The organism is Limimaricola cinnabarinus (assembly GCF_002723615.1).
In the GTDB taxonomy this organism is placed as follows: domain Bacteria; phylum Pseudomonadota; class Alphaproteobacteria; order Rhodobacterales; family Rhodobacteraceae; genus Limimaricola; species Limimaricola cinnabarinus_B.
In genome coordinates this window covers 189,526-213,109 of sequence record NZ_KZ304954.1, presented here as the reverse complement: position 1 = coordinate 213,109, position 23,584 = coordinate 189,526, and the positions used below count along the sequence as shown (strand labels likewise).

General features: G+C 68.6%; 30 protein-coding genes. 15 read left to right on the top strand and 15 right to left on the bottom strand.

Annotated elements, in window-relative coordinates; translation table 11 throughout:
* Window positions 1–8: 8 nt before the first annotated feature.
* From CJ301_RS06830 to rnhA, 3 genes are all read right to left on the bottom strand, one after another.
* Window positions 9–773: a sulfite exporter TauE/SafE family protein gene (locus CJ301_RS06830; RefSeq protein ID WP_099275621.1), complete on the bottom strand. Its 765-nt coding sequence runs from the start codon at window positions 771–773 to the stop codon at window positions 9–11.
* Between the two features lie 65 nt (window positions 774–838).
* On the bottom strand, window positions 839–1,567 hold the full coding sequence (gene recO / locus CJ301_RS06825; protein WP_099275619.1) for a DNA repair protein RecO: 729 nt from the start codon (window positions 1,565–1,567) through the stop codon (window positions 839–841).
* A gap of 31 nt (window positions 1,568–1,598) precedes the next feature.
* Entirely contained in the window at window positions 1,599–2,066 is a 468-nt protein-coding gene (gene rnhA, locus CJ301_RS06820) for a ribonuclease HI (protein WP_099275617.1), read from the bottom strand.
* 139 nt (window positions 2,067–2,205) lie between these two features.
* Here rnhA and CJ301_RS06815 point away from each other — a divergent pair, with 139 nt between their 5' ends.
* A complete protein-coding gene (locus CJ301_RS06815; protein ID WP_099275615.1) occupies window positions 2,206–3,030 on the top strand; it encodes a manganese catalase family protein in 825 nt (274 codons plus the stop codon).
* Between the two features lie 158 nt (window positions 3,031–3,188).
* Here CJ301_RS06815 and CJ301_RS06810 read toward each other — a convergent pair whose 3' ends face one another.
* From CJ301_RS06810 to CJ301_RS06800, 3 genes are all read right to left on the bottom strand, one after another.
* Window positions 3,189–3,623 (bottom strand): DUF3429 domain-containing protein, encoded by a 435-nt coding sequence (locus tag CJ301_RS06810; RefSeq protein ID WP_099275613.1) that lies wholly within the window; start codon window positions 3,621–3,623, stop codon window positions 3,189–3,191.
* Window positions 3,620–4,579, bottom strand: coding sequence for a 4-hydroxy-3-methylbut-2-enyl diphosphate reductase (gene ispH / locus CJ301_RS06805; protein ID WP_099275611.1), 960 nt, complete (start codon window positions 4,577–4,579; stop codon window positions 3,620–3,622). Before ispH ends, CJ301_RS06810 begins: the two co-directional genes overlap by 4 nt.
* Window positions 4,580–4,680: 101 nt before the next feature.
* A complete protein-coding gene (locus tag CJ301_RS06800; protein ID WP_099275608.1) occupies window positions 4,681–5,247 on the bottom strand; it encodes a LabA-like NYN domain-containing protein in 567 nt (188 codons plus the stop codon).
* Between the two features lie 123 nt (window positions 5,248–5,370).
* Between CJ301_RS06800 and folK the strand changes: the two genes are divergently transcribed.
* From folK to CJ301_RS06735, 12 genes are all read left to right on the top strand, one after another.
* On the top strand, window positions 5,371–5,970 hold the full coding sequence (gene folK, locus CJ301_RS06795; protein WP_254050092.1) for a 2-amino-4-hydroxy-6-hydroxymethyldihydropteridine diphosphokinase: 600 nt from the start codon (window positions 5,371–5,373) through the stop codon (window positions 5,968–5,970).
* A 111-nt stretch (window positions 5,971–6,081) separates the two neighbouring features.
* The gene (gene rpoZ / locus CJ301_RS06790; protein ID WP_021692332.1) at window positions 6,082–6,435 is read left to right on the top strand and encodes a DNA-directed RNA polymerase subunit omega; all 354 of its coding nucleotides are present in this window, start codon (window positions 6,082–6,084) and stop codon (window positions 6,433–6,435) included.
* 36 nt (window positions 6,436–6,471) lie between these two features.
* A complete protein-coding gene (locus tag CJ301_RS06785; RefSeq protein WP_254050091.1) occupies window positions 6,472–8,655 on the top strand; it encodes a RelA/SpoT family protein in 2,184 nt (727 codons plus the stop codon).
* A gap of 11 nt (window positions 8,656–8,666) precedes the next feature.
* The gene (locus CJ301_RS06780; protein WP_099275606.1) at window positions 8,667–9,323 is read left to right on the top strand and encodes a DUF2062 domain-containing protein; all 657 of its coding nucleotides are present in this window, start codon (window positions 8,667–8,669) and stop codon (window positions 9,321–9,323) included.
* Between the two features lie 25 nt (window positions 9,324–9,348).
* Window positions 9,349–10,098 (top strand): pyridoxine 5'-phosphate synthase, encoded by a 750-nt coding sequence (locus tag CJ301_RS06775; protein ID WP_099275604.1) that lies wholly within the window; start codon window positions 9,349–9,351, stop codon window positions 10,096–10,098.
* Window positions 10,099–10,336: 238 nt separating this feature from the next.
* On the top strand, window positions 10,337–11,023 hold the full coding sequence (locus CJ301_RS18655; RefSeq protein ID WP_162620441.1) for a hypothetical protein: 687 nt from the start codon (window positions 10,337–10,339) through the stop codon (window positions 11,021–11,023).
* A gap of 171 nt (window positions 11,024–11,194) precedes the next feature.
* Window positions 11,195–11,635: a PA2169 family four-helix-bundle protein gene (locus CJ301_RS06760; RefSeq protein ID WP_099275598.1), complete on the top strand. Its 441-nt coding sequence runs from the start codon at window positions 11,195–11,197 to the stop codon at window positions 11,633–11,635.
* A 111-nt stretch (window positions 11,636–11,746) separates the two neighbouring features.
* Window positions 11,747–12,154, top strand: coding sequence for a holo-ACP synthase (gene acpS / locus CJ301_RS06755; RefSeq protein ID WP_099275596.1), 408 nt, complete (start codon window positions 11,747–11,749; stop codon window positions 12,152–12,154).
* Between the two features lie 158 nt (window positions 12,155–12,312).
* The gene (lepB, locus tag CJ301_RS06750; protein WP_099275594.1) at window positions 12,313–13,164 is read left to right on the top strand and encodes a signal peptidase I; all 852 of its coding nucleotides are present in this window, start codon (window positions 12,313–12,315) and stop codon (window positions 13,162–13,164) included.
* Window positions 13,161–13,841, top strand: a complete 681-nt coding sequence (rnc, locus tag CJ301_RS06745; RefSeq protein ID WP_099275592.1) for a ribonuclease III — start codon at window positions 13,161–13,163, stop codon at window positions 13,839–13,841. Before lepB ends, rnc begins: the two co-directional genes overlap by 4 nt.
* Window positions 13,838–14,857 (top strand): GTPase Era, encoded by a 1,020-nt coding sequence (era, locus tag CJ301_RS06740; RefSeq protein WP_254050090.1) that lies wholly within the window; start codon window positions 13,838–13,840, stop codon window positions 14,855–14,857. Before rnc ends, era begins: the two co-directional genes overlap by 4 nt.
* Window positions 14,850–15,188: a DUF1491 family protein gene (locus CJ301_RS06735; protein WP_099275590.1), complete on the top strand. Its 339-nt coding sequence runs from the start codon at window positions 14,850–14,852 to the stop codon at window positions 15,186–15,188. The genes era and CJ301_RS06735 overlap by 8 nt, the downstream gene beginning before the upstream one ends.
* On the opposite strand, the gene CJ301_RS06730 is transcribed toward CJ301_RS06735, so the two are convergent.
* From CJ301_RS06730 to CJ301_RS06695, 8 genes are all read right to left on the bottom strand, one after another.
* On the bottom strand, window positions 15,185–16,081 hold the full coding sequence (locus tag CJ301_RS06730; RefSeq protein ID WP_099275588.1) for an ornithine cyclodeaminase family protein: 897 nt from the start codon (window positions 16,079–16,081) through the stop codon (window positions 15,185–15,187). The genes CJ301_RS06735 and CJ301_RS06730 overlap by 4 nt on opposite strands.
* On the bottom strand, window positions 16,078–16,698 hold the full coding sequence (locus CJ301_RS06725) for an HAD family hydrolase (protein WP_099275586.1): 621 nt from the start codon (window positions 16,696–16,698) through the stop codon (window positions 16,078–16,080). The genes CJ301_RS06730 and CJ301_RS06725 overlap by 4 nt, the downstream gene beginning before the upstream one ends.
* Window positions 16,695–17,153, bottom strand: a complete 459-nt coding sequence (locus tag CJ301_RS06720) for a YaiI/YqxD family protein (RefSeq protein ID WP_099275584.1) — start codon at window positions 17,151–17,153, stop codon at window positions 16,695–16,697. Before CJ301_RS06720 ends, CJ301_RS06725 begins: the two co-directional genes overlap by 4 nt.
* The gene (gene fghA / locus CJ301_RS06715; protein WP_099275582.1) at window positions 17,150–17,980 is read right to left on the bottom strand and encodes an S-formylglutathione hydrolase; all 831 of its coding nucleotides are present in this window, start codon (window positions 17,978–17,980) and stop codon (window positions 17,150–17,152) included. Before fghA ends, CJ301_RS06720 begins: the two co-directional genes overlap by 4 nt.
* On the bottom strand, window positions 17,977–18,684 hold the full coding sequence (locus CJ301_RS06710; protein ID WP_099275580.1) for a nitroreductase family protein: 708 nt from the start codon (window positions 18,682–18,684) through the stop codon (window positions 17,977–17,979). The genes fghA and CJ301_RS06710 overlap by 4 nt, the downstream gene beginning before the upstream one ends.
* A 59-nt stretch (window positions 18,685–18,743) precedes the next feature.
* Window positions 18,744–19,721 (bottom strand): iron exporter MbfA, encoded by a 978-nt coding sequence (gene mbfA / locus CJ301_RS06705; RefSeq protein ID WP_099275578.1) that lies wholly within the window; start codon window positions 19,719–19,721, stop codon window positions 18,744–18,746.
* Between the two features lie 70 nt (window positions 19,722–19,791).
* Window positions 19,792–20,526: an NYN domain-containing protein gene (locus CJ301_RS06700; RefSeq protein ID WP_099275576.1), complete on the bottom strand. Its 735-nt coding sequence runs from the start codon at window positions 20,524–20,526 to the stop codon at window positions 19,792–19,794.
* Window positions 20,527–20,605: 79 nt separating this feature from the next.
* Window positions 20,606–21,736 (bottom strand): S-(hydroxymethyl)glutathione dehydrogenase/class III alcohol dehydrogenase, encoded by a 1,131-nt coding sequence (locus CJ301_RS06695; protein ID WP_099275574.1) that lies wholly within the window; start codon window positions 21,734–21,736, stop codon window positions 20,606–20,608.
* Window positions 21,737–21,865: 129 nt separating this feature from the next.
* Between CJ301_RS06695 and CJ301_RS06690 the strand changes: the two genes are divergently transcribed.
* Both CJ301_RS06690 and CJ301_RS06685 read left to right on the top strand, forming a co-directional pair.
* Window positions 21,866–22,141 (top strand): I78 family peptidase inhibitor, encoded by a 276-nt coding sequence (locus CJ301_RS06690; RefSeq protein ID WP_099275721.1) that lies wholly within the window; start codon window positions 21,866–21,868, stop codon window positions 22,139–22,141.
* Between the two features lie 285 nt (window positions 22,142–22,426).
* Window positions 22,427–22,768: a DUF2794 domain-containing protein gene (locus CJ301_RS06685; RefSeq protein ID WP_099275572.1), complete on the top strand. Its 342-nt coding sequence runs from the start codon at window positions 22,427–22,429 to the stop codon at window positions 22,766–22,768.
* Between the two features lie 3 nt (window positions 22,769–22,771).
* Here CJ301_RS06685 and CJ301_RS06680 read toward each other — a convergent pair whose 3' ends face one another.
* Window positions 22,772–23,584 carry a C40 family peptidase gene (locus CJ301_RS06680; protein WP_099275570.1) on the bottom strand — a complete coding sequence of 271 codons (813 nt, stop codon included), beginning with the start codon at window positions 23,582–23,584 and terminating at the stop codon, window positions 22,772–22,774.

The following is a 23,584-nucleotide window of genomic DNA, read 5'->3' as shown; positions in this document are numbered from 1 at the left end:
ACCGCGCTTCAGAACACCGCGCGCCGCACGAGGTTCAGCCCGGCGACCAGAAGCACGATCAGCGTCACATGCCTGAACGCCTTCTGGTCGATCCGGTCATGCGCCAGCCCGCCGAGCCACATCCCCGCCACTGCGGGCAGGATCATGAAGAGCGAAAACGGCAGCGTCGCGCCATTGAGCACCCCCGATTGCAGATGCGCGCCAGACAGCGCCACCGCGCCGAGCCCGTAGATCACCCCCTGCACCCGGATCGAATCGCCCTTGGGCGTGTCGATCGCGGTGAGATAGGCCACCGTCGGCGGCCCCCAGACGCCCGAGACGCCCCCGACAAAGCCCGAAAACCCGCCGATCGCGGCTTCGAGCGCGCGGGACTTTTCCGGCACCTTGGGCTTCCAGCCCGAAAGCTGAAGGAGGGCAAAGGCCGAGACCGGCGCGCCGATCAGCAAGAACAGCGCCTCGGCCGAGAGCACCCGGACGAGCTGCGCCGAAAGCGCCAGCATCAGCCCGCCCGCGACGAGATAGGTACGAAACCGCTTCACGGTGGAGAGCGCGGCGCGCCCGCCCTGCCGCAGCGCCTGCATGCCATTGGCTACCAGCGTCGGCCCGATCAGCGCGGCGAGCGCCAGCTCGGGCGGCAAAAACAGCGACAGCGCCGAGATCATGATCATCGGCATGGCGAAGCCCACCATGCCCTTCACGATGCCCGCGCCGACGCCCACGAGGGTCGAGAGCAGCAAAAGCTGCGGCGGCATCAGCTCGGCGAAGGGATACATGCGGCTCTCATGGAATTACCGGTCGCCGCAGTGGTGGCCGGAAAGCGCGGCCCCGGCAAGGGGGCTCAGCCCGCCCTTTCGATCGCCTCGATCAGCCGCCCGCGCGCGGGCGGCAAAGGCCGGTCGCCCGAGCCCGGCACAAGCCGGTGCTCGATGAACCAGCCGGTGGTGCGCAGCGCCACCACGATGTCCGCCGCCCCCGCATCCCCCTCGCCGCGCAGCACCGGCGGCAGCGGCAGCAGCTTCGACGCCCATTCCCCCGCCCCCGCCCGGCTGACCGCGCGGCCCGATCTGGGGCTGACCAGCTCCAGCCCCTCGGTCGCGCCGGTGACGGCGCAGCGGCCAAGATCGAGCGCGAAGCCCATCTCCTCAAGAAGCGCCAGCTCCCAATGCAGATAGGCCAGCGGCCAGACCTCGCTCTCGCCCAGAAGGTCGAGCAGCGCCATGGTCCGGTCGTAGAGCGGCGCATGCGGGTCGCGCTCGGGCAGCACGGTGACGAGAAGTGCTGCGACGGCATTGAGCCCTGACAGCGCCAGACGATCCCCCATCACCTGCGCCGCGCGCGAGCGGAGGGGCTCGAAGGTGAAATTGCCCAGATGCTCGCCCAGCCGCGCCTTCCATGTCAGGTCGAGCTGCGCGCCGGGCTGCAACAGCGGCGCGATGCGGCGCGAGCCGCCGCCGCGGACCACGCCCGCATGCAGCCCGTGGCCGCGGGTGAAGACCTCGACGATGGCCGAGCCCTCGCCATGGCGGCGCACCCGCAAAAGCGCGCCCTCCTCGCGCCATTCGATCATGCGCGTCTCAGGTCAGGGTTCAGGTCAGGGTTCAGGCTTTGGCGCGGCCCGGCTTGAAGGGCGCCATGCCCGCGCGCGCCAGCGCGTCGGCGCGCTCGTTCTCGGGATGGCCGGCATGGCCCTTGACCCATTGCCATGTCACGTCGTGCCGCGCCGCCGCCTCGTCGAGCCTGCGCCACAGATCCTCGTTCTTCACCGGCTTGCCGGTCGAGGTCTTCCAGCCCTTGCGCTTCCATCCCGCCATCCATTCGGTGATGCCCCCCTTCACATAGGCGCTGTCGGTCACGACGGTAAGCCGCGTGGGCTTGGCCAGCGCCTCGAGCGCCGAGATCGCGGCCATCAGCTCCATGCGGTTGTTGGTGGTCATCGCCTCGCCGCCCTTGAGCTCGCGCTCCTTGCTGACGGCCTCGCCCTCCTTGGTCTGCAACAGCGCGCCCCAGCCGCCGGGGCCGGGATTGCCCGAGCAGGCGCCATCGGTGAAGGCGAAGATCTTGGCCATGCGCGGCATCCTTGGTCAGGGGGGATCGGGCGTCCCCTTTAGGCGAAGCTTCGCCGTCCGGCAACGCGCCATGGGGAACCCACCCTCCCCCATCGGTCGTTTCCGCCCGGTGACTTAACCGAAACCCGAGGCCATTCCCATGTTCCACCATTCCTCCAAGCTCCAGTACAACGTCCGCGTCGACAAGCCCTCGCCCGCCTTCGCCAAGCATCTCCAGCAGGCGATCGGCGGCATCGAGGGCGAAATTCGCGTTGCCATGCAGTATTTCTTTCAGGCGATGGGCGCGCGCGGCGATGCCAAGTACCGCGACATGCTGATGATGACCGCGACCGAGGAGCTGAGCCATATCGAGTTTCTCGGCCATGCCGTGGCGCTCAACCTCGAAGGCGCGCCCGTGGAGGTGCAGGACGAGGCCGCCAAGGACCCGGTCGTCCACGCGATCCTGGGCGGCATGAACCCGCGCCATATCCTGTCCTCGGGCCTTTCGGCGATGCCGGTCAACGCCAATGGCGTGCCTTTCGACATGAGCCATGTCTACGCCACCGGCAACCTTGCCGCCGACATGATGGCCAACGCCACCGCCGAATCGGGCGGAAGGGTGCTGGCCTCGCGGCTCTACAACATGACCGACGACGCGGGCATGAAGGACATGCTCTCCTTCCTGATCGCGCGCGACACCATGCACCAGCAGCAATGGCTCGCGGTGATCGAGGAGCTGGGCGGCTGGGAAAGCGCCCTGCCGATCCCGAACTCCACCCCGACCGAGCACGAGGCGACCGAGCACAGCTACTACTTCCTCAACACCTCGCTCGACGAGCCGACCCCCGAGGGCCGCTGGACCTCGGGCCCCTCGCTCGACGGGCGCGGGACCTTTTCGAAGAAGGACAAGCCCGAGCCGCTGGGCCAGAAGCCCGATCTCGGCAAGGCCAAGCCGAAATCCGGCGCCCAGTCCGAACAGCAGTAAGACAGGGCGGGGCGGGCCTCAGGGCGCGCCCCTTCCCCTTCATCTTTCCTGAAATACGCAGATCCCGCCGCTGCCGGCAGGCGCCACTTGTGGCCCTGCGCACGCGGTCAGCGCCGGATTTGCGTATTTGAAGAAAGATGAACCATAGGGGCGCGCCTTCAGAGCAGCGGCAGCGCCAGGCAGATCACGACGAGGCCGGTGAGCAGCAGCCGCAGGCGCAGCCACCATTCCGGCGCGAGGCCGCGGCGCTGGAAGCCCGCATCGAGCGCCAGAAGCCCGACGAAGCCCGCGATCAGCACGAGGCTGGACCGCTCCCAGCCGCCGCCGACGAAGAAGGCCACCCAGAGCGCAGGGATCACCGAGACGGCGTAGCCGATCGCGGCGATGCGGGTTTCGGCCTTGGTGGCGAAACCCCACAAGACGCCCGACATGAAACTCAGGATCACGCTGCCGTAGAAGACCTGCGCATAGGGCCCGACGAGGCGTTGGGGCAGCCAGCCGGGGGCGAGACCCGGAAACCATGTTGTCAGCGCCCCCCAAGCGAAGGGCAGCACCCCGGCAAGGCCAAGGAGCAGTGGCGCGCGCGGGATCACGCGGGCGCGCGCAGGATGCGCGGCACCTTGAACTCGACATTCTCCTGCGCCGTCTCGACCAGATTCACGGTGACGTCGTAGCGGGCGCGAAAGGCGTCGATCACCTCGTTGACCAGCACCTCCGGCGCGCTCGCCCCCGCCGTCACCCCCAGGGAGCGGATGCCGCCCAGCGCGCGCCAGTCGATATCGGCGGCACGCTGCACCAGCTGCGCATAGCCGCAGCCCGCCTTGGCGCCGACCTCGACGAGGCGCTTGGAGTTCGAGGAATTGGGCGCGCCGACCACGAGAAGCGCGTCGCAATCGGGGGCCATCGCCTTCACCGCCTCCTGCCGATTGGTGGTGGCGTAGCAGATGTCTTCCTTGCCCGGCCCCTTGATCGCCGGAAAACGCGCCCTGAGCGCCGCGACGATGCCCGCCGTGTCATCGACCGAAAGCGTGGTCTGGGTCACGAAGGCGAGGCGTTCGGGATCGCGCACCTCGACCGTGGCGACATCGGCCTCGGTCTCGACCAAGAGCACCTCGCCCTCGGGCAGCTGGCCCATCGTGCCGACCGTCTCGGGGTGACCGGCATGGCCGATCATGATCATCTGCAGCCCCTCGGCCGAATGGCGCGCCGCCTCGTTATGGACCTTGGTGACCAGCGGGCAGGTGGCATCCACCTGGATCATCTCGCGCCGCGCGGCCTCGGCGGGCACGGATTTGGCGACGCCATGCGCCGAGAAGATGACGGGCCGGTCGTCCGGCGCCTCGTCGAGCTCCTCGACGAAGACCGCGCCCTTGGCGCGCAGATCGTCGACGACATAGCGGTTGTGCACGATCTCGTGGCGCACATAGACCGGCGCGCCCCATTTCTCGAGCGCCATCTCGACGATCTTGATCGCGCGGTCCACGCCCGCGCAAAAGCCGCGCGGCGCGGCGAGGTGCAAGGTCAGGGGCGGCAGTGTGGTGTCGGTCATCGAAGAGCCTCCGGGGCGCGCTTGGCCGGTCGCATGCGTTGCCCCGCACAGCTAAGCATTCCCCGGCCCGAGGTCCAGCGCCCGCTCTCGAAGGGCGGCGGTCAGTCGCCCTGCTCGGCCCGGTCGCGCGGCTGGTGCGGGCGCGCGGCCCGGCCCACCACGTCGCGCAGCTCTTCGAGATCGATGAAATTGTCGGCCTGTCGGCGCAGTTCGTCGGAGATCATCGACGGGCTCGATCGCACCGAGGAGACCACCGAAACCCGCACGCCGCGCCGCTGCAGCGCCTCGGCCAGCGGGCGGAAATCACCGTCGCCCGAGAACAGCACCGCATGGTCGATCCGTTCCGCCAGATCGAGCGCGTCGACCGCCAGCTCGACATCCATGTTGCCCTTGATCTTGCGCCGGCCCTGCGCGTCGGTGAACTCGCGCGCGGGCTTGGTGCGCATGGTGAAGCCGTTATATTGCAGCCAGTCCACCAATGGCCGGATCGGCGAGTATTCATCGCCCTCCAGAAGCGCGGTGTAGTAATAGGCCCGCACCAGCCGGCCCCTGCGCATGAATTCCTGCCGCAGCAGCCGGTAGTCGATGTCGAAACCCAGCGCCTTGCCCGTCGCGTGCAGGTTGGCGCCGTCGATGAAAAGCGCGAGGCGTTCGTCGTGATAAAACATTGCGCGAAAATCCCTTGCTGAATATCGCCATGGCGGGCCATGGCTGGGCCCGGCCTGCAAAATGGCAGGCAGGCGCAAACTCTTCCTGCCCGGCTTCGCATTCGAGAACAAGGATCGCATCGCATGAGCATGCTCCCCCCCGGCGCGCAGGATGCCGCCGCACCGGCCCGCCCGGCCCTGATCGCGCTGGGCGCCAACGCCCCCGCCCCGCAGGGCGGCCCGGCAGCGAGCCTGCGCGCCGCGATGGTCGAGATCGCGGCGCTGGGCCGCAATGCGCGCTGCAGCCGGCTGTGGCGCAGCCCCGCCTTTCCCGCCGGCAGCGGCCCCGATTTCGTCAATGCCGCCATGGCGCTGGACACGCCGCTTTCGGCGCCCGCGCTGCTCGAGGCCCTGCACGCCATCGAAGCGCGCTTTGGCCGCGAACGGCAGCGCCGCTGGGGAGCGCGCAGCCTCGATCTCGACCTTCTGGCGCATGGCGAGGAGGTGTTGCCCGACCGCGCCGGTTGGGCGCGCTGGCGCGATCTGCCGCTGGAGCGACAGATGCGCGAGACGCCCGAGGCGCTGATCCTGCCGCATCCGCGGCTTCAGGATCGCGGCTTCGTGCTGGTGCCGCTGGCCGAGGTCGCGCCCGATTGGCGTCACCCGGTCACCGGGCTTACGGTGACGCGGATGCGCGACGGGCTGCCCGCCGCGGCGCATGAGGGGCTGGAGCCGCTCGGCTGAGCCTCCGGCTTGTCTTTCCCCGCCGGGAGCGGTATGCGTGCGCTTTCGAGGCCGAGCCGCGCGATTCCGCGTGCGGCGGTCCTTTGCCCAACCTCAGATGGGAGTCGTCCGATGGCCCGCGTGACAGTCGAAGATTGCGTTGACAAGGTTCCGAACCGGTTCGAGCTGGTGATGCTCGCCGCGCATCGCGCCCGCGAAATCACCTCCGGCGCGCCGCTCACCGTCGCCCGCGACAACGACAAGAACCCCGTCGTCGCGCTGCGCGAGATCGCCGACGAGACCCAGCAGGCCGACGATCTGCGCGAGCGGATGATCGAGGCGCATCAGACCCAGATCGAGGTCGACGAGCCCGAGGCCGATTCGATGTCGCTCCTGATGAGCCAGGAGGCCGACAAGCCGGCCCAGGACGACATGAGCGAAGAGCGCCTGCTGCGCGAGCTCATGCAGGTGCAAAAAGAGGGCTGAACGCAGCCCGCCAAGGCCGGGGGGTAGGATGCCCAGATGACAACCGCAGACGAGCTGATCGCTCTGGTCCGCAGCTACAACCCGGTCACCCGCGACGCGCTGATCCGCGACGCCTACGCTTTCGGCGAAGAGATGCATGAGGGGCAGTTCCGCAAGTCGGGCGAGCCCTATTTCATGCATCCCGTCGCCGTCGCGGTGATCCTGTCCAAGCAGCAGATGGACGACGCCACGATCGTCACCGCGCTCCTGCACGACACGATCGAGGACACCCGCGCCTCCTTTTCGGATGTCGAAAAGCGCTTCGGCCGCGAGATCGCCGAGCTGGTCGATGGCGTCACCAAGCTGACCAACCTGCAGCTCTCCTCGACCCGCACCAAGCAGGCCGAGAATTTCCGCAAGCTGTTCATGGCGACCTCGCGCGATCTGCGGGTCACGCTGGTCAAGCTCGCCGACCGGCTTCACAACATGCGCACCATCCGCTCGATGAAGCCCGAGAAGCAGGCCCAGAAGGCGCGCGAGACGATGGAGATCTACGCGCCGCTGGCGGGCCGGATGGGCATGCAGTGGATGCGCGAGGAACTCGAGGACCTCTCCTTCCAGGTGCTCAACCCCGAGGCGCGCAACTCGATCATCCGCCGCTTCATCATGCTCCAGAAGGAAGCGGGCGACGTCGTCGAGCGGATCACCACCGACATGCGGCTGGAGCTCGACCGCGCGGGCATCCGCGCCGATCTCTTCGGCCGCGCCAAGAAGCCCTATTCGATCTGGCGCAAGATGCAGGAGAAGGATCAGGGCTTCTCGCGGCTCTCCGACATCTACGGCTTTCGCGTCATCACCGACAGCGAGGCCGACGCCTACCGCGTCCTCGGCGTGATCCACCAGCGCTGGCGCGCCGTGCCGGGCCGGTTCAAGGATTACATCAGCCAGCCGAAATCCAATGGCTACCGCTCGATCCACACCACCGTCTCGGGCCGCGACGGCAAGCGCGTCGAGGTGCAGATCCGCACCCGCGAGATGCACGAGGTGGCCGAGACGGGGGTGGCGGCGCATTGGTCCTACCGCGACGGTCTTCGGGTCGAGAACCGCTTTGCCGTCGATCCCGCGCGCTGGATCGCGCAGCTGACCGAGCGGCTGGAGACAGGCCATGACGACGAGGATTTCCTCGAGGCCGTGAAGCTCGAGATGTATCAGGACCAGGTGTTCTGCTTCACGCCCAAGGGCGAGGTGATCAAGCTGCCGCGCGGCGCGACGCCGATCGACTTCGCCTTCGCGATCCATACGCGGATCGGCTCCGCCTGCGTCGGCGCCAAGGTCGACGGTCTGCGCGTGCCGCTCTGGACGAGGCTCAAGAACGGCCAGTCGGTCGAGATCATCACCGCCGACGGGCAGCGCCCGCAGGCGAGCTGGATCGAGATCGCGGTCACCGGGCGCGCCAAGGCGGCGATCCGCCGGAGCTTGCGCGAGGAGGACCGCGAGCGCTTCGTCAAGCTTGGCTCCGAGCTCATCCGCGTGGCCTTCGAGAATGTCGGCCGCCGCGCCACCGACAAGGCGCTGCGCACCGCCGCCAAGACGCTGGGGCTCGAAAGCGCCACCGAGCTTCTGGCGCGGCTCGGCTCGGCCGACCTGACCACCCGCGAGGTGGTGCAGGCGCTCTATCCCGAGCTCGTCGCCAATGGCGATGCGCACGAGATCGCGCAGGAGCGCGCCGTCGCCGGTCTTGCCGCGGGGCAGAGCTTTCGCCGCGCGCCCTGCTGCCAGCCGGTGCCGGGCGAGCGGATCGTCGGCATCACCTTCCGCGGTCAGGGCGTGGTGATCCACACCATCGACTGCCCCGCGCTCGCCCATTACGAGGAGCAGCCCGAGCGCTGGGTCGACCTGCGCTGGCAGGAGGGCACCCATGCCGCCGTCAACACAGTCAGCCTCGACCTGACGCTGACCAACGATGCGGGCGTGCTGGGGCGGATCTGCACGCTGATCGGCGAGCAGTCGGCCAATATCTCCGACATGACCTTTCTCGACCGCAAGCCCGATTTCTACCGCATCCTCGTCGATATCGACCTGCGCGACGCCGAGCATCTGCACCGGGTGATGACCGCGCTCGAAGCCGAGACCCATGTCTCCTCGATCGAACGGCACCGCGATCCGTCCCGCGCCCTGCCCCAGACCCAGACGCAATCCCAGACCCATCAACAGGTGCCCCCGGCTCCGGCCGAGGGCTGATCGGGGGCGCTATGGTCTTCAAGCGGCGCGACAGGCGATCGGTGGGCCGCGCGGTGGCCGAGGTCCTCTATCCGCGCGGCGGCTGGCGCCGCGCCTTCGGCTACGTCAAGCACCGGCTGCAGCGCCTGCCCGACACGCCCGAAAAGATCGGCCGCGGCATCTTCGCGGGCGTGCTGGCCAGCTGGACCCCCTTCTACGGGCTGCATTTCGTGATCGCCCTGATCTTCGCCAAGATCGGGCGGGGCAACATGTTCGCCTCGCTTCTGGGCACCTTCTTCGGCAATCCGCTCACCTATGTGCCGATCGGCGTGGTGGCGCTGCAGACCGGCCATTTCATCCTCGGCCATCCGCCCGGCCGCGGGATCGAAACCTCGCTGATGGGCAAGTTCGCCGCCGCGGGCGAGGATCTGTGGCATAATTTCGGGGCGCTGTTCGGCCCCGAACGCGCCGATTGGCACGGGTTGGGGCTGTTCTATCACCAGGTGTTCCTGCCCTATCTCGTGGGCGGCATCCTGCCCGGTCTGATCTCGGCCTTCGCCTGCTACTGGCTCTTCGTGCCGGTGATCGCCGCCTATCAGAACCGCCGCCGCCGCAAGCTGCGCACCAAGCTTCAAGCCTTGGGAAAAAATCCCGAATCCGCGGCTGACGAGGGCCCCGGACCGGGATAGGCTCGCGCCCGAAGGAGACCTGCCCATGACGGACCTCAGACTCGGCGTGAACATCGACCACGTGGCCACGGTGCGCAACGCGCGCGGCGGCGACACCCCCTCGCCCGTGCGGGCCGCCAAGCTGGCCGAGGAGGCGGGCGCCGACGGCATCACCGCGCATCTGCGCGAGGATCGCCGCCATATCTCGGACGCCGATATTGAGGCGCTGATGGCGGCGCTGAAGCTGCCGCTCAACTTCGAGATGGCCGCTACGCAGGAGATGCAGGCCATCGCGCTGCGCCACCGCCCGCACGCCGTCTGCATCGTCCCCGAAAAGCGCGAGGAGCGCACCACCGAGGGCGGGCTCGAAGTGGCGAAGGACGAGAACCGGCTGGCGCATTTCATAGCGCCCTTGCGCGATGCGGGCTGCCGGGTGTCGATCTTCATCGCCGCCGACCGGCCGCAGATCGACGCCGCCGCGCGCATCGGCGCGCAGGTGGTGGAGCTGCATACGGGGGCCTATTGCGACGCCCATGCCGCGGGCGACATCGCCACGCGCGACGCCGAGTTGGCCAGGATCACCGAGATGGCGACCCATGCCCACGACCTCGGGCTGGAGGTGCATGCCGGCCACGGGCTGACCTATGACACGGTCGGCCCCGTCGCGGGGCTGCCCGAGATCCGCGAGCTCAATATCGGGCATTTCCTGATCGGCGAGGCGATCTTTCGCGGGCTCTCCCCCGCCATCGCCGAAATGCGCCGCCGGATGGAAGCCGCCCGGCGGGTGTTGCGCTAGATTTGTTCCCCGTCCGGGCGATCACGATTGCCGCCCCCTCCGCCCGAAGTGCCGATCTCGCAAGGATCTGCCGAGGCGGTGGCGGCTTTCCGCACAGCATCGCCGCGCCGCGCGCCCGGTGCCATCCGCCCCCGGAACATGCGCCCGTCTTCGCCGTTCTGCCCACCGAGACCGGCCGGGCCCACTCACCCCCCCCCCCTGCCCGGCCGGTCATGAACATCGGAGGAAAGGAACGATCATGATCATGAAGTCCAAGAGCCTCGTCGCCGCCGCCGCGCTCACCGTCGCCGCTTCGGGCGCCTTCGCCCAGGGCCAGGAAGGCCTCGTCAACCTCTCGGTCGACGACAACACCGTGCAGGTTCCCGTCGATGTCGCCGCCAATGTCTGCGATCTCGACGTGAACGTGCTGTCGAGCGACTTCGCCGGCACCGACAAGACCGCCTGCGAGATCGACCAGGAAACCGCTGCGCAGAACGGCATCGACACCGGGAACAACGGCAACGGCAACGGCAACGGCAACGGCAACGGCAACGGCAACAACGACAATGCCTCGAACGACGGCAACAATGGCCAGCAGAACGGCCTCGTGAACCTCTCGCTCGACGGCAATACCGTTCAGGCCCCGATCGGCGTGGCCGCCAATGTCTGCGACGTCGACGCCAACGTGATCGCCCGGGATTTCCAGGGCACCGGGGAAAGCGTCTGCTCGATCACCCAGGAGCAGGCGGCCGAGAACGGCATCGCCACCTCGGGCACGGGTGACAGTGACATGAACGATGTTTCGGAAGATGCGGCCGAAGCCGCCGAGGACGCGGCCGAGGACATCGAAGAGACCCGCGAAGATGCCGCGGAAGAGGCGGAAGACATCGCCGAAGATGCGGCCGAAGAGGCCGAAGAGAACACCGAAGCCGCGACGAACAACTGATCCGCAGGCTGCATCATCTTTGCTTCGCCAAGGCGCCCGGGACCCCCGGGCGCCTTTTTTTCATGGGGAATCACCCCGAAAAATCCCGCGAATCACGGACCGATCGCGGCGGCTTTGCGTTGTATCGACAAGCGGCCCCCGAGGGGGCACCCACCACTCAAGGAGGCATTCATGGCCGACCATCTCGACACCATCAAGAAGCTCCACACCCGCGTCATCGACAGCCGCGACGGCTACAAGCGCTCGCGCGAGGAGGTGAAGGACGAGCGCGGCTTCGTCGGCTTCTTCGACCGCCGCATCGCCGAGCGCGAGGAGTTCCACACCGTGATCCACCGCCAGCTCGGTGCCGAGGGCGTCGATGTGAGCGAGAGCGGCTCGACCGCCGCGGCGGCGCATCGCGGCTGGCTGTCGCTCAAGGATTCGCTGACCGGCAATGACGAAGCCGTCTATGACGAGATCATCAGCGGCGAAGAGCAGCTCCTGAAGGTCTATGACGACGCGATCGAGGCGACCGCCGGCAAGCCGGAATGGAGCTTCCTGTCGAGCCAGCGCGCCGATGTCGAAAAGGCGCTCAACGAGGCCCGTTCGGAAAAGAGCCGCCACGCGGCCTGATCCCGCGTCCTTTTCGGTTCCGAAAGCGCCGCCCCCCATCCCGGGGGGCGGCGTTTTCACGTCCATTGCGCCCCGCTTGCCTCGGGCCGCGCCAATCGCTACCCAAGGCGCATGATCCTCGGCATCGGCACCGATCTCGCGAATATCGACCGCATCGCCGGCGTGCTGGAGCGCCATGGCGACCGGTTCCGCAACCGCGTCTTCACCGATGTCGAGCAGGCCAAGGCCGAACGGCGGCGCGACGTGGCGGGCACCTATGCCAAGCGCTGGGCCGCCAAGGAGGCCTGCTCCAAGGCGCTCGGCACCGGGCTTCGCATGGGCATCGCATGGAAGGACATGGCGGTCTCCAACCTCGCGACCGGCCAGCCGGTGATGGAGGTCACCGGTTGGGCGAAGGACCGGCTCGCGGCCATGACCCCGGCCGGGCACGAGGCGATCATCCATGTCACCCTGACCGACGATCACCCCTGGGCGCAGGCCTTCGTGGTGATCGAGGCGCGGCCATTGACGGGGCATTGAGCCACAGGGCGCCGCGCGCGCCGGGGGCGATTTCGGGATCGGCGGTCACGGGGCTGGCCTTGCGCCATCGCGCGCGCTAGACGGAGCCTTCGGCGGTTTTCTTGACTCATCCCCCCGCCCCCCGCATGTAGCCCCGAAACCCCGAGGGACCGTTCCGCATGGCCAGCAGATCCGACACCGAGAAGCAGGGCTTCGTCCACAGCGTCTGGGAAACCGTCAAGACGGTGTTCTGGGCGCTGCTGATCGCGGGCATCTTCCGCACCCTGTTCTTCCAGCCCTTCTGGATCCCCTCGGGCTCGATGAAGGACACGCTGCTGATCGGCGATTTCCTCTTCGTCAACAAGATGGCCTATGGCTATTCCTACGCGTCGTGCCCCTCGGTGCGGCTGGCCTCGCTCGGCGTCGACATCTCGGCCGAGGATGTCTGCGGCTGGGCCAAGGGCGACAATGACCGGCTGTGGGGCGAATACCCCGAGCGCGGCGACGTGGTGGTGTTCCGCCATCCGGTGACGGGCGAGGATTTCATCAAGCGCGCCATCGGCCTGCCCGGCGACCGGATCCAGGTCCGCGAGGGGCGGCTCTTCATCAATGACGAGGCGGTCGGGCTGGAGCCCGCGGGCACCTTTACCGAGGTGATGGAGCGGCAGGGGCCGCAAGGCCTTCTGCCGCGCTGCCGCAACGGCGCGGTCGGCATGGGCGCCACCTGCGAAAAGACCCGCTACACCGAAACGCTGCCGGGCGGTCGCAGCCACGACATCCTCGACATCGGCACCCAGTCCTCCGACAATACCGGGGTCTACACCGTTCCCGAGGGGCACCTGTTCTTCATGGGCGACAACCGCGACAATTCGACCGACAGCCGCGTGCCGCAGAACGCGCGCGGCGTGGGCTTCGTGCCGTTCGAGGATCTCGTCGGCCGGGCCGACCGGATCATGTTCTCCTCTGCCGGGCGCTCGATGCTGGCCTTCTGGACCTGGCGCTCGGACCGCTTCTTCAAGGCGGTCGAGTGAAGCTCTCGGCCGAACTGCGCGCCTTCGCGGGCCGGCTGGGGCACGACTTCGCGCGCCCCGAGCTTCTGTCGCGCGCCGTCACGCACGGCTCGATCTCCGGGCCGATGCGCGACGACAACCAGCGGCTGGAGTTTCTGGGCGACCGGGTGCTGGGCCTCGTCATGGCCGAAGCGCTGCTCGAAGCCGACCGCAGCGCCACCGAGGGGCAGATCGCCCCGCGCTTCAACGCGCTGGTGCGCCGCGAGACCTGCGCCGAGGTGGCGCGCGAGATCGAGATCGGCACGGTGCTGCGGCTGGGCCGCTCGGAGATGAAATCGGGCGGTCGCCGCAAGGAGGCGCTGCTCGCGGATGCGATGGAGGCGGTGATCGCCGCCGTTTATCTCGATGCGGGCTTCGAGGCGGCGCGCCGCGTGGTGCGCACGCTCTGGGGCGACCGGGTCAACCGGGTCGAGGAAGACGCGCGCGACCCCAAGACCGCCTTGCAGGAATGGGCGCAGGCCCGCGGCGAGCCGCCGCCCGCCTATGCCGAGACGGGACGCGAGGGGCCGGACCACGCGCCGGTCTTCACGATCGAGGTGACGCTGGCCTCGGGGCCATCGGAAAGCGCCACCGCCGGGTCGAAGCGGCAGGCGGAACAGGCGGCGGCGGCCGCGCTTTTGAAACGGGTGAGCGAATGAGCCAGCATGACGAGACGCCCGAGGGCGAGGAAAGCCGGGACGACCTGCCCGGCGCGCCGGTAGGCGACGATCTTCCCGGCGCGCCGGTGGGCGGCGACGGGACCGACGCCCCGACCAGCGCGGGCTATGTCGCGCTGATCGGCGAGCCCAATGCCGGCAAGTCGACGCTTCTGAACCGCATGGTCGGGGCCAAGGTGTCGATCGTCACCCACAAGGTGCAGACGACCCGCGCCCGCATCCGCGGCGTCGCGATGGAGGGGCGCGCGCAGATCGTCTTCGTCGACACGCCGGGCCTGTTCCGCCCGCGCCGCAGGCTCGACCGCGCCATGGTCGCCGCCGCGTGGAGCGGCGTGGCCGATGCCGACATGGTGGTGCTTCTGGTCGAGGCGCATCGCGGCATCACCGACGGCGTGCGCGCGATCCTCGAAGCTCTGCCAGACCGCCTCGGCTCCAAGCCCGTCGCGCTCGCGATCAACAAGATCGACAAGGTGAAATCCGAGGCGCTCCTGAAGCTCACCCAGGATCTCAACGACGCGCATCCCTTCGTGAAGACCTTCATGATCTCGGCCGAGCGCGGCCATGGCGCGGCAGACCTGAAGGCCTGGCTGGCCGAGCAGATGCCCGAGAGCCCGTGGCTCTACCCCGAGGACCAGCTCGCCGACCTGCCCCTGCGGATGATCGCCGCCGAGATGACGCGCGAGAAGCTGACGCTCAGGCTGCACCAGGAGCTGCCCTATGAGCTCACGGTCGAAACCGAGAGCTGGCAGGAGCGCGACGACGGCTCGGCCCGCGTCGACCAGATGATCTACGTCGCGCGCGAGGGCCACAAGGGCATCGTGCTGGGCAAGAGCGGCGAGACGATCAAGGCGGTGTCCAAGGCCGCCCGCGAGGAGCTGGCGGAGTTCCTCGGCCGCAAGGTGCATCTGTTCCTGCAAGTGAAGGTGCGCCCGAACTGGCTCGAGGAGCGCGAGCGCTATTCCGAGATGGGGCTCGATTTCAAGGACGGGAATGGCTGAGCCGCGGCTCGCCACGGGCATCTGGGTCTCGGCCTATCTCGCGCGGCTCAGGCTGTCGGACATCCCGGTCTTCGTCACCGCGAAAGGCGACGAGACGGCGGGCGCGGTGCTGGTGAAGTCCAACACGCTCGACGGGCGGGCGCGGCTTCATCAGCGCAGCCTCGACCTGATGACCGGGGCGCGGACATGGATTGTGCTGGCCGAGGGCGACGAGGCGGAGGTCGATGCCAGCATCGAGAAGCAGCGCCGCTTCGACCCCGATCTGTGGGTGATCGAGGTCGAGGACCGGATGGGCCGGACGCTGCTCGACGAGCCGGGGCTCGCGGACTAGCCTCGCCAGCGATCGAGGATGTGCCGCGCGACCATCAGGTCGAGATGCGCCCCGCCGCCATTCTTGAACAGCGTGATCTCCTCGTCGCTTTCGCGCCGGAACGCCTCCGGCTCGGAGAACTCCGCCACCACATCCTCGCGCGCGATTGCCCCCGCCTCGAGCGGGATCTTCAGCTCGCCTATATGGTCGAGCGTCGTCGCCCGGCTGTCCACGAAGATCCGCGCCCGCTGCAAGGCCCGGTCGTCGGCCTCGCGCATATGCGGCGTGAAGGCCCCGATCAGGTCGAGATGGGTGCCGGGCCTGAGCCAGTCGCCATGCACCACCGGCGCCTTCGCCATGGTCGCGCAGGTGACGATGTCGGCGCGGCCCACGGCCTGTTCGAGGTCGTCGGCGATCTCGATATCCGGGTGCTGCGCGCAGAGCCGCTCCGCGCCCTCGCGCGAGCGGTTCCAGACGGTGAAGCGCGCCTCGGGGAAGGCCGTGCCGTAAGCCTCGCGCAGCGAGGATGCGACGTTGCCCGCGCCGACGATCAGGATCTCCCGGCTGTCGGGCCGGGCCAGCTTCATCGCGCCCAAGAGGCTGTCGGCGGCGGTCTTCCACTTGGTGACGAGATGGAAATCCACCACCGCCTCCAGCGTGCCATCCGTGTCGGAAAGAAGGTTCACCGCGCCGTTGATGCTCGGGCCCTCATTGCCCGGAAAGATCGTCGCGACCTTCACGGCGATGCCCAGCCCCTCTATCCACGCGGAGCGGTTGAGCAGCGTGTCCTCGCCGCGGTAGAGGAAGGTGTCGGTGACCTGCGCGGGCGGCAGATCGTGCCCGGCCTCGATCGCGCGGGCCATGGCGATCCAGTCGAGCTTTTCCTCGGCCTCGAATGGGACGATCTCGGTCATGCGGCCTCCTCGGCGGTGAGCAGCCCCTCGGCCACCAGCTTCTCGGCCAGCCCATCGGGGCCGGTGAAGTGATGCGTCTGCCAGCCGCGCGCATGGGCGGCGGCGATGTTGTCTTCGCGGTCATCGGTGAAGAGAAGCCGCTTTGGCGCCACGCCGGTCTCGCGCTCCAGCCGCTCGTAGATCGGCGCGTCGGGCTTGGCCATGCGCAGATGGCCCGAGACGAAGAGCGCGTCGAACTCCGAAAAGACGGGGTAATGCGCGCGGGCGATCTCGAAGGTCTCGACCCCGAAATTGGACAGGGCGAAGACCGGCACGCCGCGCGCCTTGAGTGCCCGCAGGAGCCGCCCGGAGCGCGGGATCTCGGGGCTCGCCATCTCGATCCAGCGGTCGTGCCAGAGCATGATCTCGGCGGCGCGCTCGGGATGCGCGCGGGCCAGCGCCGAGACCTGCCCGTGGAAGTTCTCGCCCAGATCGACCTTCTCGTTCATGCCGTGCAGGTCGACGGCGGCGAACAGCTCGGCCCGCGCCTCCGGCCCGATCTCGGCATCATAGACCCGCTCGGGGTTCCACTCGATCAGCACGTTGCCGATGTCGAAGACGACCGCTTCGACGCTCATGAGCCCGCCCCTTCGGTCCTTGCCTTGCGCAGCGCCCGCTCCAGCGCGTCGAGAAAGCGCGAGCGGTCGGATTTGGTGAAGCCGCGGCCGCCGCCCTGCCGGAACGGATCGGCGGCGCGGATGTCGGCCATCAGGTCGCGGGTGGCCAGCACGTTGCCGATATTGGCCGCCGTCAGCGGCTCGCCATTGTGCTTGAGCACCTGCGCCCCGGCCTCCACGCATTTCGCCGCGAGCGGGATGTCATTGGTGATCACCACGTCGCCCGGCCTGGCGCGGTCGGCGATCCACATGTCGGCCACGTCCGGCCCCTCGGGGACGATGACGGTCTCGACATAGGGGTTCTGCGAGGGGCGCAGCCCGCCATTCGAGACGATCGCCACCTTGACCTTGTGGCGCGTGCCGACCGTCTCGCACTCCCCCTTCACCGGGCAGGCATCGGCATCGACATAGATCATGACCAGAGCGCCTGCGCATGGAAATCGACGTGATCCTCCATGAAGGAGGAGACGAAGAAATAGCTGTGGTCATAGCCCTTCTGCAGCCTGAGCGTGCCGGGCTGGCGGCGCTCGGCCATGGCCTTGGCAAAGGCTTCGGTGCCGAGCTTGTCGCCGAACTGGTCGGCGGTGCCGGTGTCGATCAGGAGCGGCCCGTCGAAGCCGGTCTTGGCCATCAGCAGCGTCGCGTCGTGGCGCGCCCATGCGGCCTCGTCCTCGCCGAGATAGGCGGTGAACTGGCGGCGACCCCACTCGCTCTGCGTCGGGTGGCAGATCGGCGCGAAGGCCGAGACCGAGCGGTACCGCCCCGGCAGCCGCATCGCCATGGTCAGCGCGCCATGCCCGCCCATCGAGTGGCCGGTGATCGACTGGCGCCCCTCGTCGATGGCGAACTGCCCTTCGAGCAGCGCGGGCAGCTCCTCGGCGACGTAGTCCCACATCCGGTAGTGCTTGGCCCAAGGGTCCTGGGTGGCGTTGAGATAGAACCCCGCCCCCTGCCCCATGTCGAAGCTGTCGTCATCGGCCACGCCCTCGCCCCGTGGCGAGGTGTCGGGAAAGACCAGGGCGATGCCCTGCTCGGCGGCCCAGCGCTGCGCGCCGGCCTTGGTCATCGCGTTCTCATGGGTGCAGGTGAGGCCCGACAGGACCCACAGCACCGGCACAGGGCCTTCCTGCGCCTCGACGGGCAGGAACAGGCCGAAGGTCATTTCGGTGCCGGTAACCTCGCTGGCATGGGAATAGACCCCCTGCACGCCGCCGAAACAGGTGTTTTCGCTGATCGTCTTCATGTCGTCTCCATATTCTCCGAGATCACGGTGAGGATCTCTTCGAGCGGTTTCTTTATCCGGGCCGCGGCCGGAACGGTGGCATCGGCGGCGGGGTGGCCCACCGCGAGGATCATCACCGGCTTTTCGGCCACGGGCCGCCGGCACAGATCGGTGAGGAACTTCATCGGGCTGGGCGTATGGGTCAGCACCGACAGCCCCGACAGGTGCAGCGCCCCGATCAAAAAGCCGGTGGAGAGCCCCACGCTTTCGGGGACGTAGTAATGCTTGTAGCGCGAGCCGTCCTCGCGCGTGCCCCAGCGCTGGCCGAAGACCACGATGAGCCAGGGCGCGACCTCGAGATGCGGCTTGGACGCCCCCGTGCCGATCGGCTCCAGCGCCGCGATCCATTCATCGGGCGCGCCACCGCCATAGAAGGCGCGCTCCTCCTCCTCGGCGGCGGCGCGGATCCTGGCCTTCATCGCCGGGTCCGAGATCGCCACGAAATGCCAGGGCTGCTGATTGGCCCCCGAAGGCGCGCGCCCGGCGGTGGCGATGGCGGTCTCGATCACCGCGCGCGGCACGGGGCGGTCGGAAAATTCGCGCACGCTGTGGCGCGTCGCCATGGCGTCGTGATGCGCGCGGGCCGCCGCCTGCATCGCGGCGTCGTCCATCTCGGGGCGGCGCGGCAGCGCGGTCGGCCTGTAGGTTCCGGTCTCGTCTCTCATCGCGCCCTCCCCCTGCGAAGCGGCAGTTTCGCCAAAGCCCAAGCCGGGCGCAACCCGCCTCACCCGCCGCCGATCAGCACGCCCGCGGCAAAGACCAGCGCCCCGCCCAGAACCACCTGAAAGGCGGCGCGGAAGAAGGGCGTGTCCATGTAGCGGCTCTGAATCCAGGCGATGGCCCAAAGCTCGACGAAGACGATGATGATGGCGGTGATCGTCGCGGTCCAGAAATGCGGGATGAGATAGGGCAGCGCGTGGCCCAGGCCTCCCACCGTGGTCATGATGCCGGTGGCCAGGCCGCGTTTCACCGGCGAGCCGCGCCCCGAGAGCTGCCCGTCATCCGACGCCGCCTCGGTGAAGCCCATCGAGATGCCCGCCCCGACGCTGGCGGCGAGGCCGACGAGGAATGTCGTATGCGTGTCCTGCGTGGCGAAGGCGGTGGCGAAGATCGGTGCCAGCGTCGAGACCGAGCCGTCCATCAGCCCCGCAAGGCCGGGCTGCACATAGGTCAGCACGAATTGCCGCCGCGCCGCGTGGTCCTCGTCATGGCGCGCATCCTCGGTGAGGTGCTCTTCCTCCAGCGCATGCGCCGTCTCCTGATGCCCGGCCTCGGCGGCGGCAAGGTCGCCCAGAAGCGCGCGCGTCGCGGCGTCGCGCGCATGGGCGGCGGCGCGGGCATAGAAGGCGCCCGCCTCGCGCTCCATCTGCGCGGCCTGCGCGCGGATCGTCTCCAGCCCGAGATTTTCCATAAGCCAGACCGGCCGGCGGGCATGGAACCCCGCCACATGTTCGCGCCGAATGAGCGGGATAACCTCGCCGAAGCGGTCGCGGTGCAGCGCGATGAGCTGGCGGCGGTGGTCGTCCTCCTCGGCGGCCATGCCGTCGAAGACCGCCGCCGAAGCCGGGAAATCCGCGCGCAGCCGCTCGGCATAAAGCCGGTAGATGCGCGCATCGTCCTCCTCGGAGGAAATCGCCAGCGCGAGGATCTCCTGCTCGCTCAGATCCGAGAAGCGGCGGCGCGAGGGCAGGCCGGGAATCATGGCAACGCTCCTTTTTAGAACGATTCCAATCTAGACTCCCGACTGGATCCCGCAAGCCCTCCTGCGGGGCTCAGTCCTTGCGCCGCACCTGCAGCTGGTTGCCCTGCTTGCGGGTCTCGAAGCGCTTGAGGTCGAGCACGAGGTCCGACAGCTTGCGCTTGCCATAGCTGCGCACGTCGAAATCGGGGTTGTCGGCGGTGATGTACTGGCCGATCGGCCCGAGCGGATACCACTCGTCGTCATCCTGCTCGATCTTGTCCATCGCGCGCAGGATCAGCGGCACCGCTTCGAGGGGCGGCTTCTTGCCCACCGGCGCGGGCGTCTCGCCCTCGCTTTGCGGCTGGCCCGGCTTGGCGGCCACCGGCTCGTCCATGATGTTCTCGATCAGCACGAAGCGGTTGCAGACATTGCGCAAGGATTCCGGCGCCTTGGCCTCGCCGATGCCGATCACGTCGAGCCCCTGCTCGCGGATGCGGTTGGCCAGCGCGGTGAAATCGCTGTCCGAGGAGACCAGCACGAAGCCGTCGAAGCGCCCCGTGTGCAGGATGTCCATCGCGTCGATCACGAGGCCGATGTCGGAGGCGTTCTTGCCCTTGGTGTTGGCGGTCTCCTGATGCGCGACGAGCCCCAGCGCGCGGACATTGTCGGCCCAGCCCTTGAGCCGGTCGGCCGACCAGTCGCCATAGACGCGGCGCAGCGCCGGCTCGCCGAAGGAGGTGATCTCCTTGAGGATCGGCTTGGCGAAGCGCGCGGGGATGTTGTCGGCGTCGATCAGCACGGCGTAGAGCGGACGGGTCTCGGGCATGTCGGGCCTCCTGTGGCGGGTCACCCCGCCTGTCGCGCCCCCGGGGCCCGGCGTCAAGCCGGGCCCCCGGGGGCAGGGATCAGTAGACCACGACCGAGCGGATGCTCTCGCCCGCATGCATCAGGTCGAAGCCCTTGTTGATCTCGTCGAGCTTGAGCTGATGGGTGATCATCGGGTCGATCTCGATCTTCCCCTCCATGTACCAATCCACGATCTTCGGCACGTCCGTCCGGCCCCGCGCGCCGCCGAAGGCCGTGCCTTTCCAGGTGCGCCCGGTGACGAGCTGGAAGGGACGGGTCGAGATCTCGGCCCCGGCGGGGGCCACGCCGATCACCACCGAGACGCCCCAGCCGCGATGCGCGCTCTCCAGCGCCTGCCGCATGACGGTGACGTTGCCGGTGCAGTCGAAGGTGTAGTCCGCGCCGCCGATCAGGTCGTCGCGCCGCTTGGTCATGTTGACGAGATGCGCGACGATGTCGCCGTCGATCTCCTTGGGATTGACGAAATGGGTCATGCCGAAGCGCTCGCCCCACTCCTTCTTGTCCTCGTTGAGATCGACGCCGATGATCATGTCCGCACCGGCGAGCTTCAGCCCCTGGATCACGTTGAGGCCGATGCCGCCCAGGCCGAACACCACCGCCGTCGAGCCGATCTCGACCTGCGCGGTGTTGATCACCGCGCCGACCCCGGTGGTGACGCCGCAGCCGATATAGCAGATCTTGTCGAAGGGCGCGTCCTCGCGCACCTTGGCGAGCGCGATCTCGGGCAGCACGGTGTGGTTGGAAAAGGTCGAGCAGCCCATGTAGTGCAGGATCGGGTCGCCATCGAGCGTCGAGAAGCGCGAGGAGCCGTCGGGCATCAGCCCCTGGCCTTGCGTTCCCCGGATCGAGGTGCACAGGTTGGTCTTCTGGCTCAGGCAGGAGGGGCATTGCCGGCATTCGGGCGTGTAGAGCGGGATGACGTGGTCGCCCTTCTTCAAAGAGGTCACGCCCTCGCCCACCTCGACGACCACGCCCGCGCCCTCATGGCCGAGGATCGCCGGGAACAGCCCCTCGGGATCGGCGCCCGACAGGGTGAATTCGTCGGTATGGCAGATGCCGGTGGCCTTGATCTCGACCATGACCTCACCGGCCTTGGGGCCGTCGAGATTGACCTCCATGATTTCGAGCGGCTTTCCGGCCTCTAGGGCGACGGCGGCACGTGTGCGCATGGGATGACCTCCGTGATGGCGCGCGCCGGAATGCGGCGCGCTTTGGCCGGCAGGGTCGCGGAAAGCGCGGGCGAGATCAATGGCCCGGCCCTCTTGTGCGGGGCCGCGCCGCGCGTCAGGCTCGGCCCCATGCGATACCTGATCCTGCCCCTCCTGCTCGCCGCCTGCGCGCCTGTCGCGCAGCCCCCCGATCCACGCCCCGCCCCGGCCGATCCCGGCGCCTGCGGTGCCGAAGCCCGGCAGTCCCTCATCGGGGCGCCCGCCACCGCGCTGGAGCGCGAGCTGATCCTCGGCCAAGTGCGCATCCTGCGGCCCGGAGATCTGGCGACGATGGATTTCGTGCCCGAGCGGATCAATTTCGAGATCGACGCCATGGAGCGGATCACGCGCATCTATTGCGGCTGAGACTTTGGAGGAGAGAGGGCCGAAACCGTCCCGCATGCGGTCGCGCCGCGTGCGGGACGGGTCGGCTTCGCGAACAGGCCCCGCCCCGCCGCGGGTCAGGTGGGGGCTGTTATCGCCACGAAGGGGCGGGGTGCCTGCCGCTGCCCCCTCTTGTGCCAGCGAGTCGCGGCGCGGATGCGGTGCGACCGGGTCGGGCCGGCGGAGATTTCGCGGCAATCGCGTGGCGCAGCCGGAGGTAAGCATGTCGCACTTGAAATACCGCCCCGCGCGCGTAACTCTGAACTCATGACGCTGCAGCCTCCCACGCCGTTTCCCGGCCGCCTGCCCGAGCAGGTCGCCTTTCACCGGACCGAGCTGGGGCCGATCCTCTCGGTCTATGGCCGCATGGTCGCCGCCGGGGAGTGGCGCGATTACGCCATTTCCTCCTTGCGCGAGATGGCCATCTTCTCCGTCTTTCGCCGCACCGCCGAGACGCCGCTCTACCGGATCGAAAAACGCCCCAAGCTGCGTCACAGGCAGGGGCAGTTCTCGGTGATCGGGCCCGAGGGGCAGGTGCTCCGGCGCGGCGACGACCTGAGACAGGTGCTCAAGGTCTTCGAGGCGCGCCGCTTCCGGGTGATCGAATAGGCTTCAGAGCCTGCGCCGATGCGTCACCGGCCCGCCGCCCTGCGCCTCGATCCGAAGCGCGGCCTTTTTCGCATCCTCATAGGTCACGGCCATGGCGTGGCCGTTGGCGTGAATCATCGTCTCGCCATCGACCAGCATCGCCACATGGCCCTTCCAGAACCACAGATCGCCGCGCTGCGCCTCGCCTTCCACCTCGCGGCCCAGCGCCTCCTGCAGGTCGCTGTCGCCGGGACAGGGAATGCCGCAGGCCAGAAGCGCCGCCTGCACCAGCCCCGAGCAGTCGATGCCCATCCGCGAATTACCGCCCCAGAGATAGGGCGTGCCGAAGAACATCTGCGCCACCGTCACCGGGTCCGAAAACGGGCGGTCGATCTCGCGCAAATGCTTTTTCGGGATGAAGCCCTCGGGCGTCTCGAACAGCTCGCGCCGTTCGTGCAGCACGGTGATCCGGCTGCCGAAGCTCAGATGCGCGAGGTCGGGCGACTTGATGCTTTCCTCGGCATAGAGATGCGTGGCCGGGGTGGCGACGAAATGGGTCGCGGCGCGCGCCTCGCCCAGCGCCGCTTCCTCGACATAGCCGCAATAGCCGTCGCGCGCGGCGCGGATGAAGGCCCAGCCCTCATGCGTCTCGAAGAGCTCGACGCCCTCGCCCGTGAGAAGCTGCCGCTCGCGCGCGCCGCCCGGTTCGGCCAGGAGGTCCACGACCGGGCGCAGCACCCGCGCGCCCTGCCCCGGCACGTAGCGCTCGGCCGCAACGCGCCCCGCCAGCTCCAGCGCTGCGACGCGGCCATTGGCAGGGGTCAGGCGGCGGTCCAT

Coding starts and splice junctions, on each gene's coding strand:
- CJ301_RS06800 (WP_099275608.1), bottom strand. CDS start 5,247: ATGTTTTATCACGACGAACGCCTCGCGCTTTTCATCGACGGCGCCAAC.
- mbfA (WP_099275578.1), bottom strand. CDS start 19,721: ATGATTCCCGGCCTGCCCTCGCGCCGCCGCTTCTCGGATCTGAGCGAG.
- CJ301_RS06730 (WP_099275588.1), bottom strand. CDS start 16,081: ATGACCGAGATCGTCCCATTCGAGGCCGAGGAAAAGCTCGACTGGATC.
- rnhA (WP_099275617.1), bottom strand. CDS start 2,066: ATGGCCAAGATCTTCGCCTTCACCGATGGCGCCTGCTCGGGCAATCCC.
- rpoZ (WP_021692332.1), top strand. CDS start 6,082: ATGGCCCGCGTGACAGTCGAAGATTGCGTTGACAAGGTTCCGAACCGG.
- CJ301_RS06695 (WP_099275574.1), bottom strand. CDS start 21,736: ATGCGCACACGTGCCGCCGTCGCCCTAGAGGCCGGAAAGCCGCTCGAA.
- CJ301_RS06690 (WP_099275721.1), top strand. CDS start 21,866: ATGCGATACCTGATCCTGCCCCTCCTGCTCGCCGCCTGCGCGCCTGTC.
- CJ301_RS06775 (WP_099275604.1), top strand. CDS start 9,349: ATGACGGACCTCAGACTCGGCGTGAACATCGACCACGTGGCCACGGTG.
- CJ301_RS06830 (WP_099275621.1), bottom strand. CDS start 773: ATGTATCCCTTCGCCGAGCTGATGCCGCCGCAGCTTTTGCTGCTCTCG.
- CJ301_RS06720 (WP_099275584.1), bottom strand. CDS start 17,153: ATGATCTATGTCGATGCCGATGCCTGCCCGGTGAAGGGGGAGTGCGAG.
- CJ301_RS06710 (WP_099275580.1), bottom strand. CDS start 18,684: ATGAGAGACGAGACCGGAACCTACAGGCCGACCGCGCTGCCGCGCCGC.
- lepB (WP_099275594.1), top strand. CDS start 12,313: ATGGCCAGCAGATCCGACACCGAGAAGCAGGGCTTCGTCCACAGCGTC.
- CJ301_RS06680 (WP_099275570.1), bottom strand. CDS start 23,584: ATGGACCGCCGCCTGACCCCTGCCAATGGCCGCGTCGCAGCGCTGGAG.
- CJ301_RS06685 (WP_099275572.1), top strand. CDS start 22,427: ATGACGCTGCAGCCTCCCACGCCGTTTCCCGGCCGCCTGCCCGAGCAG.
- recO (WP_099275619.1), bottom strand. CDS start 1,567: ATGATCGAATGGCGCGAGGAGGGCGCGCTTTTGCGGGTGCGCCGCCAT.
- CJ301_RS06785 (WP_254050091.1), top strand. CDS start 6,472: ATGACAACCGCAGACGAGCTGATCGCTCTGGTCCGCAGCTACAACCCG.
- folK (WP_254050092.1), top strand. CDS start 5,371: ATGAGCATGCTCCCCCCCGGCGCGCAGGATGCCGCCGCACCGGCCCGC.
- acpS (WP_099275596.1), top strand. CDS start 11,747: ATGATCCTCGGCATCGGCACCGATCTCGCGAATATCGACCGCATCGCC.
- CJ301_RS06780 (WP_099275606.1), top strand. CDS start 8,667: ATGGTCTTCAAGCGGCGCGACAGGCGATCGGTGGGCCGCGCGGTGGCC.
- CJ301_RS06700 (WP_099275576.1), bottom strand. CDS start 20,526: ATGCCCGAGACCCGTCCGCTCTACGCCGTGCTGATCGACGCCGACAAC.
- ispH (WP_099275611.1), bottom strand. CDS start 4,579: ATGACCGACACCACACTGCCGCCCCTGACCTTGCACCTCGCCGCGCCG.
- era (WP_254050090.1), top strand. CDS start 13,838: ATGAGCCAGCATGACGAGACGCCCGAGGGCGAGGAAAGCCGGGACGAC.
- fghA (WP_099275582.1), bottom strand. CDS start 17,980: ATGAAGACGATCAGCGAAAACACCTGTTTCGGCGGCGTGCAGGGGGTC.
- CJ301_RS06735 (WP_099275590.1), top strand. CDS start 14,850: ATGGCTGAGCCGCGGCTCGCCACGGGCATCTGGGTCTCGGCCTATCTC.
- CJ301_RS06725 (WP_099275586.1), bottom strand. CDS start 16,698: ATGAGCGTCGAAGCGGTCGTCTTCGACATCGGCAACGTGCTGATCGAG.
- CJ301_RS18655 (WP_162620441.1), top strand. CDS start 10,337: ATGATCATGAAGTCCAAGAGCCTCGTCGCCGCCGCCGCGCTCACCGTC.
- CJ301_RS06760 (WP_099275598.1), top strand. CDS start 11,195: ATGGCCGACCATCTCGACACCATCAAGAAGCTCCACACCCGCGTCATC.
- CJ301_RS06815 (WP_099275615.1), top strand. CDS start 2,206: ATGTTCCACCATTCCTCCAAGCTCCAGTACAACGTCCGCGTCGACAAG.